The organism is Mesorhizobium sp. M0571 (genome assembly GCF_040320985.1).
In the GTDB taxonomy this organism is placed as follows: Bacteria; Pseudomonadota; Alphaproteobacteria; order Rhizobiales; family Rhizobiaceae; genus Mesorhizobium.
The window spans coordinates 166983-185903 of record NZ_JAMYQT010000009.1; the positions used below are offsets into that span (position 1 = coordinate 166983).

An 18921-nucleotide genomic window follows, 5' to 3' on the forward strand; every position below is an offset into this window, starting at 1 on the left:
CTACGGTGTCCGATTGTATCCTGGCTTAGAGCGGTTCCTGATTTGACGGAATCGAAGGGGATTCCGGATCAGTCGGTTTTGTGATTCAAGATGCTGGCTGGAGTGGAGGCCAGCATCGGATGACGCGACCTCTTTCGGATGATCTTCGCGAACGTGTTGTAGCGGCGGTTTTGGGTGGCGAGAGCCGCCGGTCGGCCGCGAAACGGTTCGGCATTTCGCGGCGGTGAAGTTGTTGCAGCGCCATCGGGCGACTGGCTCGGTTGCGCCTGGCAAGATGGGCGGACATCGCAAGAGGGTGCTGGAGCCGCACCGTGCCTTCATCGAGGCGCGTGTGCGTGAGACGCCGCATCTGACACTGCATGGTCTGAAGGATGAGTTGGCCGCACGCGGGGTCAAGGTCTCGCACAACGCGGTCTGGATGTTCTTGAGGCGCGAGGGCCTGAGCTTCAAAAAAAACGCTGTTCGCCCTTGAGCAGGCGCGCGCTGATATTGCCCGCAGGCGTCAGCGATGGCGCTCTTGGCAGGCCGGCCTCGATCCGCAGCATCTGGTCTTCATCGACGAGACCTGGATCAAGACCAACATGGCTCCGCTGCGCGGTTGGGGGCCGAAGGGCGAACGGCTGCGCGGCTTGGCCCCGCACGGCCACTGGCGCACGCTTCCTCGGCGCGCTGCGCTGCGATAGGCTCGCGGCACCTTGCGTCTTCGACGGGCCAATCAACGGCCAATGCTTCCGCGCCTATGTCGAGCAGCAGCTCATCACCGTGCTGAAACCCGGCGACATCGTCGTCATGGATAATCTGGGAAGTCATAAGTCGGCGGCCATCAGGCAGATGATCAAGGCGGCCGGCGCCAGGCTTTGGTACCTACCGCCCTACTCCCCAGACCTCAATCCGATCGAGCAGGCCTTTGCCAAAATCAAACACTGGATGCGCCAAGCTCAGAAACGTACCGTCGAGGACACTTGGCGCCACATCGGCCACCTCGTTGAAACGATCGAGGCAACCGAATGCAACAACTACTTCGCAAACGCCGGCTACGCTTCCATCAAAACGTGAAAGGCTCTAGTCCGCGGCTCGGTTATCGCTACGTGAGCGGCGATCCGGAGCCGTTGTTGATGGGAGCGGGTCCGCGAACCGCGAGCAACTCTGCGGTGGGGACGGCGCACGTCCTGCGATTAGGCGCTGTCGCGATAGGGAATTCTGTTAGAGCTCGCACGTTGCGAAATTTCGCTCGGCAAGCTGGATAAGCACACGACCGCCCGCGCCTTGTTCAAGGAGTTCGTGTGCATGCGCGATTTCTGCGAGAGGAAATCGGGCCGCGATGTTCACACGCAGCGATCCGTCTATCAGCGCGTCGGTGAGTTCGCGGGTGGCCTGCGCTTTGACCGACGGGTTGAAGTCGTCGCTGCCGAGCAATCGAAGCGTAACATTGGCGAAGCCGAGCTGCCAGTACGGGATTGCCGGGCGATCCTGTGACGAATAGTAGGCGCTGATCACCCCGCCGACAGCGATGACCGCGGCGTCGACCTCAATATGCGACGCAAGGTCGACCTCCGCTATTCGATGCACGCCATCGGGTGCTGCCTGGCGGATGTGGGCGACAAGGTCTGGGTCATCGGCGAGGAACGCATGATGCGCGCCGATTTCGCCGACCGCGTTCACCTGCGCCTGGTCACGGACAATCGCGATGACTTGGGCCCCATCTCGGCGGGCCAGTTGCACAGCGATCGAGCCAACGCCGCCGGCCGCGCCGTGAACGAGCACGCTAAGTCCCGCGACGGAGCCGTCGGCGAAGATCGCCCTATGCGCGGTGATACCGGCGATCCCCAGACATGCGGCCTGCTCTGCCAGCTCCACTTCGCTCGCATTGCGCGCCGAGAATGGCAAGGGCACTGCGAACTCCGCACGCACCACAACCAACTCGGCCGCCGTCCCGAACGGCCGATAGGATTGGGCGCCATAGCACCAGACATGCTGTCCGATGCGGTCTGGTGACACGCCCGCGCCGACGGCGTCGATGACGCCGGCGCCGTCGCTGTGCGGAATCACCCGGGCATAGCGCATCGGCGCGCCCTGCCAGCCGGACCGTTTCTTCATATCGCCGGGATTGATCCCCGATACGGCCAAGCGAATACGAACTTCACCATCGGTTGGCTCGGGGTCAATCATCTCGCCGACCACAAGCACATCTCGGGCGGAGCCGTGCTTTTCATACCAGGCTGCACGCATCGTCGTTCCTCGCGAAGTAGTGTTTCGTTTGGCGGTGAGCTGCCGGATTGAACGAGCGGCCCGGTTCTCCACGCGGGCGTCGGCGATGATCCGTGTCTGATCGCCGACGATGATCAGGAGCCTGCTTTCATCAAACAGACTGTTCGGACCCGCTCGCGAAGTCACCGAAAGTCTCCCGACGATCAGCGTTGCGCTGGCGGAAGGGTGGAAGAGAAGCTGTAGCGAGCGAGCTTCCACGCCCCGACCTCCTTGTGCAACACAAACAGTTCCTGATTGTGCGACGGAACTTCGTTGCCGGTGGCGTGAATCTTCATGGTGCCAGCGGATGTCGTTCGCAAAAACGCCCATTCATCAGAAACGACCTGGATCTCGGCGATCTGGAAATGGAGGTTGATGTCGATCGCCTGGAACGTCGCAACGTAGAATTGCTCGACTGCCTTGATGCCCACGACGGTTGGGGTCTCTTGCGGCATCAACACACTATCGTCCGTGTAAAGCTTCACGACAGCTTTGGCGTCGGAGTTGTTAAGCGCCTGCTCGTAGCTTTGAAGCTGTTGCGTTATGGCGGCTTTGACCGGTTCGTTTGACTTGGCTGGCGCCGCCAGCACGATCAGAGGAAGCACAGCAAGTGCCAGCGCTGCTAGGTTCTTGCGAAGGATTATAGACATCATTCTCTCCTGTTGCCGCTCGCCCGAGAACACATCCCGTTTGCGGATATCGGCAAATTAGTCCGCTCATGGATGGTGTGCTATGCACGTATCTGGTAATCTCCCTCTCATATTTGATAGGGAACCGAGCCGTGGACCTAAATGCCCTGCAGATGTTCGTGAGTGTCGTACAGCGCGGCAGCCTGTCGGCCACCGCGCAGCAGACGGGCATTCCGCTGCCGACGCTCAGCCGCCGGATCCGCGAACTCGAGCGGGAACTGAAGGTGCAGCTGCTCGAGCGCTCCGTTCGAGGCACCCGGCTGACAGACGCCGGAACGCGTTTGTATGAGCATGCGACCAGAGGGGTCGAGGCATTCGTCGAGGCCGAACAGGCGGTCAGGAGCGACCAGGCGCGTCTAAGGGGACGACTTCGGCTCTCCCTGCCGACGGCCTTCGAACCTTGGTGGGAACTGCTCGGCGCCTTCCAGCGACAACATCCCGACATTCAGCTGAGCGTGTACACCACCGGCCGCCGAGTCGACCTCGTCCAGGATGGAATCGACGTCGCGTTGCGCGTTGGAGATGTCCTGCACGAGTCGATGGTGGCGCGGCGACTGCTCTCCTATCGCCACGGGCTGGTTGCCAGTCCCGCACTGCTGGAGCGATTGGGAACGCCCGCTACTCCCGATGCACTGCACCGCTTTCCTTGCGCTACCTGGTGCCGGGACGCCAACACGCAAGGCATCTGGCGGCTCGGCGAGCATATCATCGAGCCGAAGGCGGTGCTGACCACAAACGATTATCTGCAGCTTCGGGGCCGGGCGCTGGCCGGCGAGGTCGTCACGGAACTGCCTCCGTTCCTGGCCGCCGAACCCATACGGAGCCGCCAGCTATGCGCCGTGCTTGCCGACCACCCGATGCCAGAACAGCAGGTCAACCTGCTCTATCCTTCGCATCGGAATCCTTCCAGCATCGTCCGGGCCTACCTGGATTTCTGCCAGAGGCATCATGTCGCGAAGTTTCTTGTCCTTCCCGCTGCAAAAATTTCATGAGCTGTGCGCGTACACGCAGAGCAGCGAGCCCGCTGGCCCCACCGGGGTGAACCAACATCGGAGATTTGCTGTTACGCACTGATCCACGGATAGCGAGCGGTGTCCTTCCCGGCATAGTCTGGGTCGAGATAGATGGACACACGCTGGATCAGAAAATCGCGGATTTCGAACACGTCGCACCAACGGCCGGCGCCCCAGGCCGGATGGTCGGCCTCCCACGGGCCGTCGCGGTGTTCGCCGCTGCTTCTGCCCTCGACGACGATCGTGTCGGACCCGGAGAAGATGTAATTGAAGTCCTGGCTGTGATGACGGATCGACTTGAAGGTCGCACCGACATCACCGAATAGCTTGCCGATTTCGCTACGGCCGTGGGCTACGCCCCATTTCGGGAAATAGACGACGGCGTCCTCGGCAAACAGTTCAAGGAATGGTCGCTCGTCCGAAGTCGAGCCGCGATCGAGAGACTTGAGGTACTCAAGGGCGACCGACTTTCGCTGCTCGTCGGTCATTGTCGTGTGAACTATGCCCATAACGGCTCCTCCTACGGGTTTTCTGACGTCTCAAGTCGAACATGTCTGCTTGCCCGTTCAGACGGGCAGTCTGGCGTCCGGATCCATCTCGTAGTTATGGACGAAATCCGACGGTGGCTGCGGCCCCCAGAAAGCCAGCCCGTCCTCGTGGCTCGACGGCTTCAACGAGGGATGGATCGATTTCAGCGACCACGGCCGGTCGGCGGTCAAAGGTACGACGACGCTCGACAGCGTCATCGCCGAACTCCTCGAGGCGAGCCGGGCCAAGGCAGCCGCCTGACACGATCAGGACTTGCCGCATGGACTTTCGAACCAGCCGGCGGCGCGAAGCGGCGGCGGGCGCGTGTGCCCTGCCGCCGCCACATCCGCGAAAGGACACCATCATGGAATCAATCACCACACAGGGCGTTGCGATTCCGCGCATTGGCTTCGGCACGTTCCGCGTGCCAGGGGGCGACGCCCAGCCGGTCGTCGAGAGCGCGATAGCGGTCGGCTACCGGCATATCGACACCGCGGCGATGTACGAGAACGAGGCCGCGGTCGGCGCCGCCATCAAGGCGTCCGGCGTGAACCGGAACGAGCTCTTCGTCACGACGAAGGCCTGGCACGACCAGCTTGCGCCGGATGCGCTCCGCCGGGCCTTTGACGCCAGCCTGGGCAAGCTGCGGCTCGACCATGTCGATCTTTACATGAGCCACGTGGCCGTCGAGAGACATGGACATGGCGACGACGCTGAGGCGCTGATGTCTGTGCGAGAGCGCGGCCTTACGCGTACGATCGGCGTGTGCAACTTCAACCTGCCCATGATCCGCCATGCCGCGGAGGAGATCGGTGCGCCTATCGCGAGCGTTCAGGTCGAATACCATCCGTTCCTTTCGCAGGACCCGATGCTGTCCTACCTGCGGGGCAAAGACATCCCCTTGACGGGCTACGCACCGCTCGCTCAGGGTCGGGCCGCGAGCGACGCGACACTCGCTGCCCTCGGACGTAAGCATGGCTGCAGCGCCGCGCAGGTGGCCATCGCCTGGCTTCTGGATCAGGAGGACGTCATCGTGATCCCGAAAGCCGCGCGCCCCGAAAGCGAGAAGGCCAATCTCGACGCATTCGGCATCCGGCTCGACGACGAGGATCGCGCGCAGATCGCCGCTCTGCCGAAAGACCAGCGCTTCGTCCGGCCCCCCTTCGCTCCGGAGTGGGACGCCCTCGAGTGAAGTTCACCGGCGCAGGCGCTTTGGCAGGGTGGAATTGCACAAGGCGTGAATGTCGGCATCCATGTTCCGGTCGCCCAGTGTCTCGCGCCGTTTCGCGATTCCCATCGACGGACCAGGCCTCAAAGACGTGGCCTCCGTCGGCTACGACAGCACGCCAGAGTTAAGCTAAGTCGGCCAAGTTATCCTCGCGATACCGTCCGCGGACGCCCGAACGGGGCTCGTGTCACAGTCTGAATTTGCGGACCTGACAATAGCCGCTCGTGAGCGATCGAAGTCCCGAACCAGCCCGTGTCGAAACAATGCATAAACGACTTGGGCATTCCGGTCGCGCCAGGCAGAATCAAACGAATATCCGGAATCGCTACGGGCCTGTGGCCGAGATGCGGTTATCTCGTGTCGGCTCGTCTTTGCCCGGCTGCGCGACCATCATCGCTTGGATCGTGGCGGCGACATTGTCGGCCGCTGAGATCAGGACGCTGTCGAGATGATGAATGTACCGGCTGGTGATCGTGCCCGCTGCATGACCCAACATCGCTGCGATGGTCGGCTCGGTATAACCGAGCTCTGACGCTACCGAGGCGAAGGAATGCCGCAACTGCCCTCGATATCGACTTCGCCGCAACGCAGACTGATGACCTCGCTGCGCCAGCAGCCCGTTAGGGCGATCACCCCGATCATTTCTGCGGTGGCCTCATATTGTCCGTCCTCGACCGCCTGCCGCAGAATATCGCCGAGCGTGCGATACTTCTGCTCGCTGAGACGGCGGGCGTTGACCCTGTCCTTCGGTTTGCGAACGCCATGCACAGGGTTCTGCTCGAGGATCATCCCGAGCTCCACTGCATAGGTGATGCCGCCGAGGAGACCGATCTTCCGGGCCGCCGTACCAGCTCACCGCGACAGCCGACCCTCATCGTCGATAAGGGTCAGGCGAGAGGGCGGGGCATCTCCCCACGTCCAGAGCACGAGATTGACATCGTCCGCGGTCGCGCCCAGCACAAAGCTCCTGACGAGCAATCCGTGATAGCCAAGGCCGATCAGTCTTCGGGCAAATGCCTGCGTCACTGCCTCACCGGTCGCCTTCATCTGGTCGCGCCAGGAGCTATCAGCAAGCGCGCCGGCATCAACACTCTCGGCCAGAAGCGCCTGTTCGTCCCGGCTGTCGAAGATCTGCTCGATGTCTGCATCGTAGGAGACTAGCGTGGTCGGCTGCAAATTGCCGACCTGATTTGCTTCCCGCAGCGCAGTCAGCACGGAGAGGGATGTATAGAGTGCGGGAGTGCCCTTCGGATTGAACCGACCGCCGTAAAGCTCAGCACCGCGACCCGAACGCGCCGCGCGCGCGTAAATGGGGTTTAGCGCCCGATAGAGCTTGCCTCGATACTGCATCCACCGGGTCAGGCGTGGATGCCGGCATCGACAGCGTCGATATAGTCGAGCACCTCGTCAGCCCGACCGCTACGGACCAGTTGCATGGCCGTCTGCCCGGAGAAGCCGGGCAACGGTTCGGACCGATACCATGCATAGGCCATGAGCGCCGAGCCGAGGCGCGGCTCGACCTTATTTACGATCTCCACCATTTCGCGCAGCCGACGCTGGGTTTTGTCCGACCGAACGCGGTCTTTGCGCTGGACGGCGTCCTTGCCGAGGCCGGCAGTCTTCGCAACTTCCTCGCTGGTCGTTCGGAGAGCCTCCGCGATCTTGCGCGGCGCGAAAAATCCGTTGTCGGAATATTGAATCAGGCCCATCAGCTGCTTCCTGTGGTCGGCTCATATTATGACGCAATATGGCGTCAAATCTGGCGGCATTCAATGGTTGGCACGCTCGCTTCCGCCTTTGAGCTTGCGCTCCTGCCTCTGGGACGAAACTGTATCACCCGTGCGGATGCTGCCTCGCCACGCATCAGCGCAGCGATATGGTCGCCACTCCGTTCGCCGCATCGATCAGCAAGCTATCCACGCGTTCAGGATATAGCCACCGGTCACCCCGCTGAGCCGGTGCCCCAGCATCGCGGCAATCGTCGTAATCGTCGCCCCGAGCTGTTCCGCAACGCCCCCGAAGCTATGGCGCAAACCATGCAAAGTCACGGCATCGAGCGGGCCGCCCTCGGGAGGCTTTTCGTCACGGCACGTGGCCGCGGCGGTCTCAGCCGAAAGGCGTGCCGTTTTCTGAACCATCTCCCAGAGGCCAGGTGGCCCCTGGTAACCGGCCTGCTCAGGCCCGGCAGCAAACACGTAGTCCGAAATCGGCTCCAAACTATCGATCATCGCAAATGCAGCCTGGCTGAGCGGCCGCAAGGATGGTCCGGTCTTGGTCTCGCCAAGGGCGAGGCAAGTTCCCAGAGCATCTACCTCGTCCCAGCGCAACTGTTGACATTCGCCACGCCGGACACCGCTCAGCGCAATGAAGCGAATGGCAGCGATTCCAATCTGGCTGTGCCTGGGTGCGCCGTGGCGATCGCGTTTCTGCTCAACTGTATGAAGGGCTTCTGCCAGCGCGGGATACTGATCGCCGGTTAGGAGTGCCTTCTTCTGCGCATCCGCAAAACGACGAACCCCCCGTACCGGATTCTGCTCGACATGCCCATTATCGATGCCCCAGGCAAAGATCGCACCAAGAAGCCCTAGTGTGCGAGTCAGCGCACCCTTGCCGCCTTTCACGATCGACCGACGCCGTGGCCCGAGCTTTTCGTCTCTGACGGTCTTTCCGGTTACGACGCCTGTCTTAAACAGCTCAATGTCCATTCGCGTAGCCGCGCGCGTCCGCCACGCTCCGAGATTGCTCCGAACGACATTCCCTCCGATGAGCCGAATGGCTGATCGTACGCAAACTCACACCGAGCTGGCAGCTTTGGACCGACCGACCACAGCCGTCGACGATAGCGCAGGGGGATTACGCTAGATTAGGCTAGCGGCAATTTGGGCCTGCCTGCTGGTCAGCCGTGGGGAGAGCTATGCTCAAACAAGCGGGGAGCGATCGCTTTCAATCGACGAGATCACGCGGCCGGAGTTGCCCTCTGGGGTTCACGTTTCGATGGGCGACGCAACTGCTGTTCCTCCCCATTGCTCAACAGAGATCGGATCCCGTTAAACACCAGGGTTATGGCTTCGTCGCGACCGACATCGTCGGCGGCCGCCTTACGCAGCCAAAGTCCATCGATCAGGGCAGCGATGATGAGGCTCGCCTCGCGAAGGCGTGTCGCATCGAACATCCCTTCAAACACCGAAGCCAGATTTGAGCGCAATCGCTGGTAAAACAGCCTCTGCAGCCGGGCATATTGCGGGTTTACGCCTGCCTCGGCGCAGACTGACAGCCAGGCGTTGGCGATGGGGCGGGTAAAAGCCGTGGCGGGAAAGTTTCCTTCAACGATCGCTTCCAACCGTGCCCAACCGGTCCGTGCCGTGCGCAGCCGCGCGATGACATCTTCCATCAGCAGGCGGTTGTTGTAGCGCACCATGCCGAACAGGACTTCGTCCTTGCCCTTGAAATAATAAGCGAGAATGCCGGGCGACATGCCGGCTTCGCGGCATATGCGGGCAGAGGTCATGCCTTGCAGCCCATGTTCGAGGAACACACGGCGCGCGGCCGCGATCAGCTCGATCCGCCGGATGTCCTCGATTCTGGTTCGCTTGCTCTGAGTCGCCATTTCCCTTTCTAGCAAATTAGATTTTTGTACGCTCATACAAGATTCTATATTGACATACAGCGCAAACGCCATAGCGTCAGCTGGCAGTCCGTCTCAACGAGAAAAAGGGGAACCACAAATGCGCACGACAGTCGTCTTTGCCTTGTTTTCGGGGTTGATCGCTTCGCCCGCCATGGCCGCCGATGAGGCGCAGTGTCAGAAGGTCCGCATGGCGGATCTTGGCTGGACCGACATCGCCCTGACCAACACCACCGCCGAGGTGATCCTCGATGCCCTGGGCTACGATGCCTCGCAGACCTTGCTCGGCCTCGGCGTCGCCTATTCGGCCTTGAGGGAAAACGACATGGATGTGTTTCTGGGCAACTGGCGGCCGGTCCAGGACGAGGAATACAAATCATACTTCGATGAAGGATCGGTCGAAGTGCTGGGCGTGAACCTGGAGGGCGCCAAATATACGCTCGTGGTTCCGCAATATGTTGCGGACCAGGGGGTCAAAAGCTTCGATGATCTCGCAGCCCACGCCGACAAGTTCGGCCGCAAGATCTATGGCATCGAGGCGGGATCGAACAAGCCGCTGCTCGACATGGTGGCGGCCAACCGACACGGGCTTGGCGATTGGCAGATTGTGGAGTCCAGCGAGGCAGCAATGCTGACGCAGGTCTCAAACTCCGTGGCAGATAAGAGCTGGGTCGTATTCCTCGGCTGGGAACCGCATCCGATGAATCTCGATTACAAGATAACCTACCTGTCGGGCGGAGACGTCGAGTTCGGGCCGAATTTCGGCGGTGCCACTGTGCGCACCATCGGCCGCAAGGGCTTTTCGGCAGAATGCCCCAACGCGGCCAAGCTGTTCGCCAATCTGGCCTTCGATCTCACTTACGAAAACTATGGCATGCGGATGATCCTTGGAGAGGAAAAATCCGCCGACGAAGCCGCCCGCGAGATGATCAAGCGCAACCCCGACAAGCTCGCGAAATGGCTGGATGGGGTCTCGACCCTTGACGGTCAGCCAGGCTTGCCGGTCGTGAAAAGCGCACTCGGCCTTTAGATGAGCCACAGCATGCTTGCAGCCGTGCTGGAACGCGCGGGTCAGCCGCTGCGCATCATGAGTGTGCCGCGGCCGGAACCGGGTCCCGGACAATTGCTGGTTCGTCTGGAGGCGAGTGGCATATGCCATACCGACGTGCATGTGTGGCAAGGGCATCTGCGGCCAGTATCGGGGCAACTGACGGCGATACTCGGCCATGAGGGCGTGGGCAGGGTCGTGCAGGTGGGCACTGGCGTCACGGACTGGCGCCTTGGCGAGCGTGCCGGCATCGCCTGGCTTCACGATACCTGTGGCCGCTGCGATGAATGCCACTCCGAAATGGAAGCTTTCTGCCAGCACCAGCGGGCCCATGGCTTCGATGTCGCGGGCACTTTTGCCGAATACGTCGTGGCCGATGCACGTTTCGCAGCGCGCGTGCCGGACGAAGGTGCTGCGGCCATATTGGCGCCATTAATGTGCGCGGGCCTGACCGCCTTTGGCGCGGTGAGGCGGGCGGGGGTCGTTGCCGGCGAGATCTGTGCCGTATTCGGCTGCGGCGGCTTGGGCCTGTATGCGATCCAGATCGCCCGGCGGCTCGGCGCAGTGGTCGTCGCCGTTGATACGGATGAGGCCAAGCTCCAGCTTGCAGCTTCGCTTGGCGCCGAGCACACACTTCGTGCCTCACCTGGCCTCGCCGTCAACTGGCCGGCGCACCTGCGTGCCCATGTGTGCATCAATTTTGCGCCGACGCCAGCAACCTGGGATGCCATGGTCGCGGCAATCCGTCCCCGTGGCAGGATCATCGCAGCGGCGATGGTCTCGCAACCGGTGCCCCTCAGCCAGGAGTGGCTCACCGCGAGTGGTGTCTGGATAACGGGTACCAGCGTCGGCACGCGCGCGCAGATGCACGAACTGATTCAACTGCATGAGGCAAAGCCGTTCGAGGCACAGGTAGAGCGCGTCACGCTCGCCGGGGTGACCAGCGCACTGGACCGGTTGAAGGCGGGAAACGCCGAAGGGCGGCTGGCGATTGTCTTTGGTGCCGACACCTGACGATCCAACAACTTGATCTGCTGGCTGACAGCCAGATGTATGACGAGCAATGCGGTGGCGGCGCTGCGCTGATCTGGTGGGCAACCCGTGAGTCAGCGAATGACGTTTATGGCGCAAGCAGCCATAAGGAAACGCGGCCATGTATGAGCATGGGCATGGGCATTGTACCTGCTAGCGTCTGCAGAATCGCGAGTTCGAGCTAAATCAGCGGCGAGATCATACGGAACGATACGGGAAAGCTTCTGATTTTGGCCCACGAAAAAAGCAATAAAATCAAAGGTTTGAACATGTCCTCCGGGCCTACCATTATCGTTATTTATCAATGCTTACCGGTATATTTTGGTTCGTCAGCCAATTCATAACTGGCGAACCTCCGTCCATATCGGCTCCCGAGGCCGCCCTGCGCGCCGCCGCATGGGCTATCGTGGTGCATTTAAAGCTTGTACGGCAGGCCGTCGGTGGCGACACGGCGGCCAATTGGACCAGCCGAGGTCCCATGAACCGGAGCCGCAGCCTTCTTGATTGGCATGAACGCTGCTTCGGCGGCCATCAACGGATTTGGCGGTCGGCGCGGGAGGTTGCCACTGGTTCATCCTGCCCGAAGACGACACATGCCTCCAGCCGGCGTCTTCGGTGCTCGCGACACCGATCTGCCGGGCTTCACAGGTGTGTCGTCGGCGTTGATGTTGGGCGGCATCTCGTGTTGCGCCCGCCGACGTTACCATTGCGGCGAGCTTCGGTCGGTGAAAATCTGACATCCATTGAGTTCCGACTGTCATCCGTTGGTGCCGCGCAGCGTCTCGAATAGAAACCAGACGCGCTTCTCGCTCTCGTCGATCCAGTTCTCCAGCAGGCTGCCGGTGGCCACGTCGCCATATTCGTCGCAGAGATCGTGCATCGGGCGCATGCTCGCGACGAGTGTTGCATTGTCCTGACGCAGTTCGGCGAGCATTTCGTGCGGGTGAACGAAATCCGCGTCGTTGTCCTGGAGCCGCTGCCGGCGGGAAATGTCTCCGATCGACTTGATGGTGCCGGCGCCGAGAGCGCGGACCCGCTCTGCCAGCGGATCGGTCATCGCAACGATCTCCGCGCTTTGATCGTCGAGCAGACGGTGGTAGTCGCGGAAATGCGGACCCGACATATGCCAGTGGAAATTCTTCCTCTTCAGATAGAGAGCAAAGATGTCGGCGAGTAGCACCGTCGCGGCGGCGCCGATGTCTTTCGTCGCGTTCGTACAGAGGCCGGTCGGTGTCTTCAGATCATAAGCTGTGTGTGACTTTACGGTCGTGTTCATGAGGCAGTTCCTGGTGTTGCAAGGGCGGACGACCGGTCCGCCGTTCGGGGGATTGATGCGAAAACCGCTCGATCCTTTGTTTTGCACGGCGTGCTTCCTTGAGATTGTCGGGCTCACGCCTGGGAAGGTTGGCCGGAAGGGGTCAGCAAGCTGAGGCCGACCAGCACTGGAGGCACGACGAAGCACCAGGTCGGAGAGGCGACGAAGGCGAGTGCTGCGGCAGCGCATCCAATCGCAAAGCTGAGAAGGCTGGTTGCCATGCGCTTCAGCCGCTGCTTGACCTCGCGCGAGTGGTCGGTTGCCGTCATGAGGTCGGCGAGATCGATCATGATCTGCGTCGTCGTGCCGGTCATCAGCGTCGTCGGCGGCAGCTTGGAAAGATAGGCTCGATGCAGCCCGTTCTGGATCGCCATGGCCGTTACGAGGATCATCCCGATGGTGATGGCGGCAGGCGAGTCGCCATTCGAGACAGGGCCGTGAACGAAGGCGGCGATGGCGGCGATCGTGAAGAGCATAAATTTCAGGGAGAGGAGCGTGACGATGGCTCTTCGTCCGGCGAGCTTGAGGCGCAAGGACAGCACGCTCGTCAGCAGGATGACGATGCAGAAGACCGGCAATGCGAGCAGCTTCGCGATAATCCCTGTCGTTCCGAAGACGAGCGCTGCCCCCAAGGTCACGAAGTTCCCCGTGACATGGGCAGTAAAGAGGCCGGCAAAGGCCAGGAAGCCCATCGTGTCGACATAACCGCCGTTGAAACTGAGGAGCACGCCGAGCGACGGTCTGGTCATGATGATCTCCGCTTACCTTATGTTCCCTAAGCGATTCACACCGAACTCAGGGCGTGTGCAAGGACAACGATCACCCCTCACGATCCTTATCATCTGAAGCGCGCTATCCTTGATGGACGTCCGTAATAGAATCCCTTCCGAAAGAATGGGATTATAGGGAAGCGGCCCGCCGCGGGTCGGCTCGTTCATTCGGCTGGTCCTGACATCCGGCGACTGGCAAGGTCGTTTCCGGCAACAAGGACAAAGGCTCCAGCAAGCCCGACATGCTCGAAGAACGCATTCATGGCCATGGACTGCGCGAGGCCGGGCGGCAGTTCCCAGTAACGCAGGGCGATCCGTGTCGCGGCGAGGGTGAAGGCGGCAAGCGCCAGCGCTCCGATCCAACGCCAGTATCCAGTCAGAATCAGCGCCGACATCGCGAGTTCGAAGACGATAACGACGGCGGCGAAGAACGGTGCTGGCAGAAGTCCGAAATGCTCCATCTCGGCGATAGCGCCGCCGAAATCGAGGAGCTTGACGAGCGGCCCTGGATATAGGCCGCACACAAGGCGAGCAGCGCGAATATGCGCAGGGTAGGTGCGGTGAGCAGTCTGCCGGCGAGTCCCTGTTCAATCGCGATAGTATTCGTGTTCATGAATGGCTCCCTGGATCAGACGGCCCAGCAACTGCAGCCGAGCGCGCCGAAAAAACCCTTGAGGTCGGACACCGGCAGCTTCGAAAGCCTGGCGCCGGCATGATTGTGACCGTGCACGCCGCATGCGGATGAACAGCCGCACGAGGTGATCGCGGTTCTTCGCAGCGAATGGCGCCCGATACCGTCCGCCTCGCCCCAGGCGCCATAGCCGCCGAAGACGCGGACCGGTGACCAGTCCGGCATCGCGGGCGGAACGGCGCTCTCGTCGAGATCGGCGAAATCACCAACGCCATAGACCACCTTGCCTCCAACAATAGTGAGTTCCGAAGTAAGAAACGAAATCTCTTCCTCGGCACAGGCGAAGAAATCCTTGTCGGGGACAATGAGGTCGGCGAGATGCCCTTTTTCGATCCGGCCTCTCTTGCCCTCGTCGTTCGAGAACCAGGTGACATTCTCGGTCCACATGCGAAGAGCCGTCTCGCGGTCGAGGCAGTTGCGGCGCGGATAGATCCGCATGCCACCGACCGTGCGCCCCGTGACCATCCAGGAGAGCGAGACCCATGGGTTGTAGGAGGCGACGCGGGTGGCGTCGGTGCCGGCCGAAACGCGGACACCCCTCTCCAGCATCTTTGCGATCGGTGGTGTCGCCTCGGCGGCGCCCTGGCCGTAGCGTTCGACGAAATATTCGCCCTGGTAGGCCATGCGATGCTGAACGGCGATACCGCCGCCCAGCGCCGCGACCCGGTCGATCGATTCCTCGGAAATCGTCTCGGCGTGGTCGAAGAACCAGTTCAGGCCGTCGAGCGGAATATCCTGGTTGACCTTCTCGAAGACGTCGAGCGCCCGGCTGATGGTCTCGTCATAGGTGGCGTGCAGCCGCCAGGGCCAGCGGTTTTGCGCAAGGATCCGGACGACTTCCTCCAGGTCGCCTTCCATTTCCGGCCGCATGTCCGGACGCGGCTCGCGGAAGTCCTCGAAATCGGCGGCCGAGAAGACGAGCATCTCGCCCGCGCCGTTGTGGCGGAAATAGTCCGTCCCCTGTTTGTATTTGACCGAGGAGGTCCATTTGAGGAAGTCGTCCTTCTCCTCCTTCGGCTTCTGCGTGAACAGATTGTAGGCGAGACGCACCGTCATGAGGCCGTCATCGGCGAGCTTCTGGATAACCGCGTAATCGTCTGGATAATTCTGGAAGCCGCCGCCGGCGTCGATGACGCCGGTCACGCCGAGCCGGTTCAGTTCGCGCATGAAATGGCGCGTGGAATTGACCTGGTAGTCGAAGGGCAGCTTGGGGCCCCTGGCAAGCGTCGCATAGAGGATGCCGGCGTTCGGCTTGGCGAGCAGCAAGCCGGTCGGATTGCCGGCCGCATCGCGGGCGATCTCGCCGCCGGGTGGGTTCGGCGTTTCCTTGGTGTAGCCGACGGCGCGAAGGGCTGCGGCATTGAGAAGAGCGCGGTCGTAAAGATGGAGAATGAAGACCGGCGTGTCGGGGGCGATAGCGTTGAGTTCCTTGATGGTCGGCAGGCGTTTCTCGGCGAACTGGAGCTCGGTGAAGCCGCCGATCACCCGCACCCATTGCGGCGGCGGGGTGATTTCCACCTGCCGCTTCAGCATCGCCATGGCGTCGGCAAGCGATCGGACGCCGTCCCAGCGCAGTTCCATGTTGAAGTTCAGGCCGCCACGCACGACGTGAGTATGGTTGTCGATCAGCCCGGGCAGCACGCGCTTGCCCTTGAGGTCGACAATCCTGGTCCTGGTGCCGCCCAATGCCATGATATCATGGTCGCGGCCGACGGCCAGAACCTTGCCGTGCTCGATGGCGACGGCGCTCGCGGCCGGATTGGAACGGTCAAGCGTAGTGATCAGCCCATGATGCAGGATCAGGTCTGCCGTGGTATTTTTGTCCATGATTCATTGTCTCGCAAGTTTGGAAATCAGCCCTGCGCGCTCGTGTCCGCACGTTGGCTTCCCGGCGACTCGGATGGCAAGCCGCCTTGCGGCAAATGCCCGAATACATGGGGGCGCACCTGATGCAGCCATGAAAGAGCCGCGGGCTCGCTGCGCCACATGTTCTTGATCAGCGGCGGAAGCTGTTCGCCGATGAGAATGCCAAGAAGACCGACAAGTGCGATGATGGGTGGGGCCGGAGAGCGGACGTTCAACAGTCCATAAATGATGCCCACCAGAAGGCCGGCGGCAAGCGAGATGACATAGGCTTTCATGGGGCGCTCCAGGAGAACGGAAGGGATTGTCGGAGTGCCGCCGGGGAAATCGCCGGCACCACTCCGGACGGTTCAGCCTTCGTGGGCGCCGAGCATGGTCTTGGCATAGATGACGCCGAGGCCGTAAGCGCCACCAAACGTCTTGGCGATGCCGGTCGTCAGGCCATAGGTCTCGCCGCGTGCCCAGTCGCGCTGCAGCTCCAGCAGGTATTGGAGCGATGTCATAGGCCGCACGCCGGCCTGGATCATCCGTTGCATGGCGCGCTCATGCGCTTCGTCGGAGACATCGCCGCAAGCGTCTGCAATCACGTAGACTTCGAAGCCCTGATCGAGCGCGGACAGCGATGGGCCGACGATACAGACGCTAGTCCAGAGGCCGCACATGACGAGACGATTTTTGCCAATCGCATTGACTTGCTTGATGACGGCGGCGTCCTCCCAGGTATTCATAGAGGTACGGTCGAGCAGCGCCTGGCCGGGAAAAGTAGCTGTAATCTCGTCGAACATCGGTCCCGAGAAGGTCTTCTCGGCAACAGTGGTTAGGATCGTCGAAACTCCGAAACCGGCGGCGGAATGGGCGACCAGCGCGGCGTTGTTGCGCAGCAGGACGGCATCGATCGACTTGGTGGCAAAGGACATCTGCGACTGGAAATCGATCATGATCAGCGTGTGGTCTTTCGGCGAAATCAGCTCTGAACCGGGTGTCGGAGTGGCATTCATCGGCATGGTCGTCCTTGTCTGAAATGGATTGACGTTCGGTGCAAAGCCTGACCGGCAGAGCATTCTGCGCTTGCGCCTCTCCCTCGAGAGCGTCGGGAAGCTTCGTTTTCCGTAAGGCACATTTGATCACGGCTCCAAATTCAAGGCTTGTAGGAAGCCTCCGCGCTTTTGACGTTTCTCGCAGGATTGCCGACGGTTCAGCAGAGGCTGCTTCGAGGCATCGAAGCAGCGCGTCGCTCAAACGGCAGCGAGCTGCGCCTGCCCCCCCCGATGACGTCAAGGCCGCTCGCCGCGGTTGGCTGGTTCAATCGCATGGGCGTTAATTCACATGTCGATCATGCATGAGACGTCAAAATGCCCAGTGCTTTGTACAAGCACCGAGCGCCGGCCCGTGATCAAAGCATGCTCTCGTAAGCAGCGCCCAGCGTCGGGAAGGTTGAACTCGCCGCAAGTCCCTCTCGCCATCTCGCAAGCTGCTTGAGAGAGGAAGATTCATGACGACAGTCCGGACCCCATGGTCACCGCAAAGCAGATTGTCTCGGTCATTCCGTCCCTGCCTTGCTCGTGCAGCCTGTTCTGCCGCCGTGCACATCCTTCTTCGTGTGTGCAACTCGATACGGCTCTCCAGGAGAGCAGGGGCGCTCGCGCGAGCAATTGCGCTTGGCCTGTTCGCAAGCCAGCTCACTGCATGCATTGCAGCCTTTCCGCGGGACAGCGTCCCACAGCAATTTGCGTCGGCGGCCGAGCCGCCCGGCTATCAAAACAACATCCGGGTCTGGGGCGATTCCTATGCCAGCTATCCGGCCGGCCGACTTGTCAGGCTGCGCGACGAGAGACTGAAAGCGTCGAAGGCCGATCCGTCCATAAAGATGAGAGAGCTCAACGCTCTTACTTTGTCGGGCGGTGGCAGCAGCGGCGCCTTCGGAGCGGGGATTCTTGCCGGCTGGGCTAAAGCTGGAACCAGACCAAAGTTCGACATCGTTACCGGGATCAGCGCAGGTGCGCTCATAGCGCCCTTTGCTTTCCTGGGGCCAGCCTATGATGGCGAGCTCAAGGATGGCTTCACCGAGGTCAGCGACGCCAATATCTATACAAAGCACAGTTTGCTCGGAGCGCTCTCCAGCGGCTCATTCACCAGCAATGCGCCGCTCGCCAAGATGCTCGACGAACACATCACCGACAACATGCTTGCGGCGATCGCCAGCGAGTACGCCAAGGGACGCCGCCTGTTTATCGGCACGACCAACCTCGATGCCGACCGGGCCGTCATCTGGGACATGGGAGCCATTGCAGCGAGTGGGCGGCCGGATCGCAGGAAGCTGTTCAACGAGGTCATCCTCGCCTCAACGTCCGTTCCCGGCATCTTTCCACCCGTCAACCTGGAGGTGACCGCAGCCGGCAGGACCTATCACGAGATGCATGTCGACGGTGGCACCGCCAACGAGGTCTTCCTGATGCCGGCCGGACTAACGCTCGGCGAACTCGACAAGACCTTCCACACCAGGGTCAAGGGGCGGCTGTACGTGATCCGCAACGGTCGAACCACACCGGAGTACAGCTCGGTCAAAGCCGGCCTGCCGAATATCGCCGAGAAGGCTGTCTCGTCGCTCATCAAGACGCAAGGCATCGGCGACCTCTATCGGCTCTACGCAATCGCCGAACGGGATGGGATTGACTTCAGCTCCATAGACATCCCCGCAGACTTCACTGTCGAAGCGAAGAGCCCGTTCGACAACAAGTTCATGCGGGCGCTGTACGCAAAAGGCTACGAAATGGGCCGCGACGGCGTCCCGTGGAAAAAGACACCGCCAGGATTTTCCAGATGAGCCTGCTGTTGAAACGACCCGATGACAATCGCCATCAGGCATTGTCCA

The 18921-nt window shown here is 61.4% G+C and carries 20 protein-coding genes and 2 pseudogenes; 6 read left to right on the forward strand and 16 right to left on the reverse strand.

What is annotated here, in order from left to right; translation table 11 throughout:
- The first annotated feature begins 119 nt into the window (after positions 1 to 119).
- A pseudogene (locus NKI85_RS13695) lies at positions 120 to 1056 on the forward strand (IS630 family transposase).
- Between the two features lie 147 nt (positions 1057 to 1203).
- On the opposite strand, the gene NKI85_RS13700 reads toward NKI85_RS13695, so the two are convergent.
- Together NKI85_RS13700 and NKI85_RS13705 are read right to left on the reverse strand one after the other, a co-directional pair.
- On the reverse strand, positions 1204 to 2466 hold the full coding sequence (locus NKI85_RS13700; protein WP_352776819.1) for an NADPH:quinone reductase: 1263 nt from the start codon (positions 2464 to 2466) through the stop codon (positions 1204 to 1206).
- Positions 2412 to 2930 (reverse strand): YybH family protein, encoded by a 519-nt coding sequence (locus NKI85_RS13705; protein ID WP_352776820.1) that lies wholly within the window; start codon positions 2928 to 2930, stop codon positions 2412 to 2414. The genes NKI85_RS13700 and NKI85_RS13705 overlap by 55 nt, the downstream gene beginning before the upstream one ends.
- A gap of 35 nt (positions 2931 to 2965) precedes the next feature.
- Here NKI85_RS13705 and NKI85_RS13710 point away from each other — a divergent pair, with 35 nt between their 5' ends.
- A complete protein-coding gene (locus NKI85_RS13710) occupies positions 2966 to 3928 on the forward strand; it encodes a LysR family transcriptional regulator (RefSeq protein WP_352527352.1) in 963 nt (320 codons plus the stop codon).
- Positions 3929 to 3999: 71 nt separating this feature from the next.
- On the opposite strand, the gene NKI85_RS13715 is transcribed toward NKI85_RS13710, so the two are convergent.
- Both NKI85_RS13715 and NKI85_RS13720 read right to left on the reverse strand, forming a co-directional pair.
- Complete coding sequence (locus NKI85_RS13715; RefSeq protein ID WP_352527353.1) at positions 4000 to 4458, reverse strand: nuclear transport factor 2 family protein; 459 nt, start codon at positions 4456 to 4458, stop codon at positions 4000 to 4002.
- 57 nt (positions 4459 to 4515) lie between these two features.
- On the reverse strand, positions 4516 to 4695 hold the full coding sequence (locus tag NKI85_RS13720) for a hypothetical protein (RefSeq protein ID WP_352527354.1): 180 nt from the start codon (positions 4693 to 4695) through the stop codon (positions 4516 to 4518).
- Between the two features lie 146 nt (positions 4696 to 4841).
- Here NKI85_RS13720 and NKI85_RS13725 point away from each other — a divergent pair, with 146 nt between their 5' ends.
- Positions 4842 to 5669, forward strand: a complete 828-nt coding sequence (locus tag NKI85_RS13725; protein WP_352527355.1) for an aldo/keto reductase — start codon at positions 4842 to 4844, stop codon at positions 5667 to 5669.
- 361 nt (positions 5670 to 6030) lie between these two features.
- On the opposite strand, the gene NKI85_RS13730 is transcribed toward NKI85_RS13725, so the two are convergent.
- The 6 genes from NKI85_RS13730 to betI form a co-directional block, all read right to left on the reverse strand.
- The gene (locus tag NKI85_RS13730) at positions 6031 to 6264 is read right to left on the reverse strand and encodes a hypothetical protein (RefSeq protein WP_352527356.1); all 234 of its coding nucleotides are present in this window, start codon (positions 6262 to 6264) and stop codon (positions 6031 to 6033) included.
- A complete protein-coding gene (locus tag NKI85_RS13735) occupies positions 6240 to 6494 on the reverse strand; it encodes a hypothetical protein (RefSeq protein WP_352527357.1) in 255 nt (84 codons plus the stop codon). The genes NKI85_RS13730 and NKI85_RS13735 overlap by 25 nt, the downstream gene beginning before the upstream one ends.
- A gap of 63 nt (positions 6495 to 6557) precedes the next feature.
- Complete coding sequence (locus NKI85_RS13740) at positions 6558 to 7055, reverse strand: RES family NAD+ phosphorylase (RefSeq protein ID WP_352527358.1); 498 nt, start codon at positions 7053 to 7055, stop codon at positions 6558 to 6560.
- An 8-nt stretch (positions 7056 to 7063) separates the two neighbouring features.
- Complete coding sequence (locus NKI85_RS13745; RefSeq protein WP_352527359.1) at positions 7064 to 7414, reverse strand: MbcA/ParS/Xre antitoxin family protein; 351 nt, start codon at positions 7412 to 7414, stop codon at positions 7064 to 7066.
- A 195-nt stretch (positions 7415 to 7609) separates the two neighbouring features.
- Positions 7610 to 8410, reverse strand: a complete 801-nt coding sequence (locus NKI85_RS13750) for a tyrosine-type recombinase/integrase (protein WP_352527360.1) — start codon at positions 8408 to 8410, stop codon at positions 7610 to 7612.
- Between the two features lie 251 nt (positions 8411 to 8661).
- On the reverse strand, positions 8662 to 9348 hold the full coding sequence (betI, locus tag NKI85_RS13755; RefSeq protein ID WP_352776821.1) for a transcriptional regulator BetI: 687 nt from the start codon (positions 9346 to 9348) through the stop codon (positions 8662 to 8664).
- Positions 9349 to 9430: 82 nt separating this feature from the next.
- Between betI and choX the strand changes: the two genes are divergently transcribed.
- Positions 9431 to 10360: a choline ABC transporter substrate-binding protein gene (gene choX, locus NKI85_RS13760; protein WP_352527362.1), complete on the forward strand. Its 930-nt coding sequence runs from the start codon at positions 9431 to 9433 to the stop codon at positions 10358 to 10360.
- A gap of 12 nt (positions 10361 to 10372) precedes the next feature.
- Positions 10373 to 11392 (forward strand): alcohol dehydrogenase catalytic domain-containing protein, encoded by a 1020-nt coding sequence (locus NKI85_RS13765; RefSeq protein ID WP_352527363.1) that lies wholly within the window; start codon positions 10373 to 10375, stop codon positions 11390 to 11392.
- Between the two features lie 775 nt (positions 11393 to 12167).
- On the opposite strand, the gene NKI85_RS13770 is transcribed toward NKI85_RS13765, so the two are convergent.
- The 6 genes and pseudogenes from NKI85_RS13770 to NKI85_RS13795 form a co-directional block, all read right to left on the reverse strand.
- On the reverse strand, positions 12168 to 12686 hold the full coding sequence (locus NKI85_RS13770) for a Dps family protein (protein ID WP_352527364.1): 519 nt from the start codon (positions 12684 to 12686) through the stop codon (positions 12168 to 12170).
- Between the two features lie 113 nt (positions 12687 to 12799).
- Complete coding sequence (locus NKI85_RS13775) at positions 12800 to 13474, reverse strand: YoaK family protein (protein ID WP_352527365.1); 675 nt, start codon at positions 13472 to 13474, stop codon at positions 12800 to 12802.
- A 185-nt stretch (positions 13475 to 13659) separates the two neighbouring features.
- Positions 13660 to 14108: pseudogene (locus NKI85_RS13780) on the reverse strand (DoxX family protein).
- Positions 14109 to 14123: 15 nt separating this feature from the next.
- Positions 14124 to 16013: an amidohydrolase gene (locus NKI85_RS13785; protein ID WP_352527366.1), complete on the reverse strand. Its 1890-nt coding sequence runs from the start codon at positions 16011 to 16013 to the stop codon at positions 14124 to 14126.
- Between the two features lie 26 nt (positions 16014 to 16039).
- The gene (locus tag NKI85_RS13790) at positions 16040 to 16327 is read right to left on the reverse strand and encodes a XapX domain-containing protein (protein ID WP_352527367.1); all 288 of its coding nucleotides are present in this window, start codon (positions 16325 to 16327) and stop codon (positions 16040 to 16042) included.
- Between the two features lie 72 nt (positions 16328 to 16399).
- Positions 16400 to 17047, reverse strand: coding sequence for a hydrolase (locus NKI85_RS13795; RefSeq protein WP_352527368.1), 648 nt, complete (start codon positions 17045 to 17047; stop codon positions 16400 to 16402).
- A gap of 584 nt (positions 17048 to 17631) precedes the next feature.
- On the opposite strand from NKI85_RS13795, the gene NKI85_RS13800 reads away from it, so the two are divergent.
- Positions 17632 to 18873 carry a patatin-like phospholipase family protein gene (locus tag NKI85_RS13800; protein WP_352527369.1) on the forward strand — a complete coding sequence of 414 codons (1242 nt, stop codon included), beginning with the start codon at positions 17632 to 17634 and terminating at the stop codon, positions 18871 to 18873.
- Positions 18874 to 18921 lie beyond the last annotated feature (48 nt).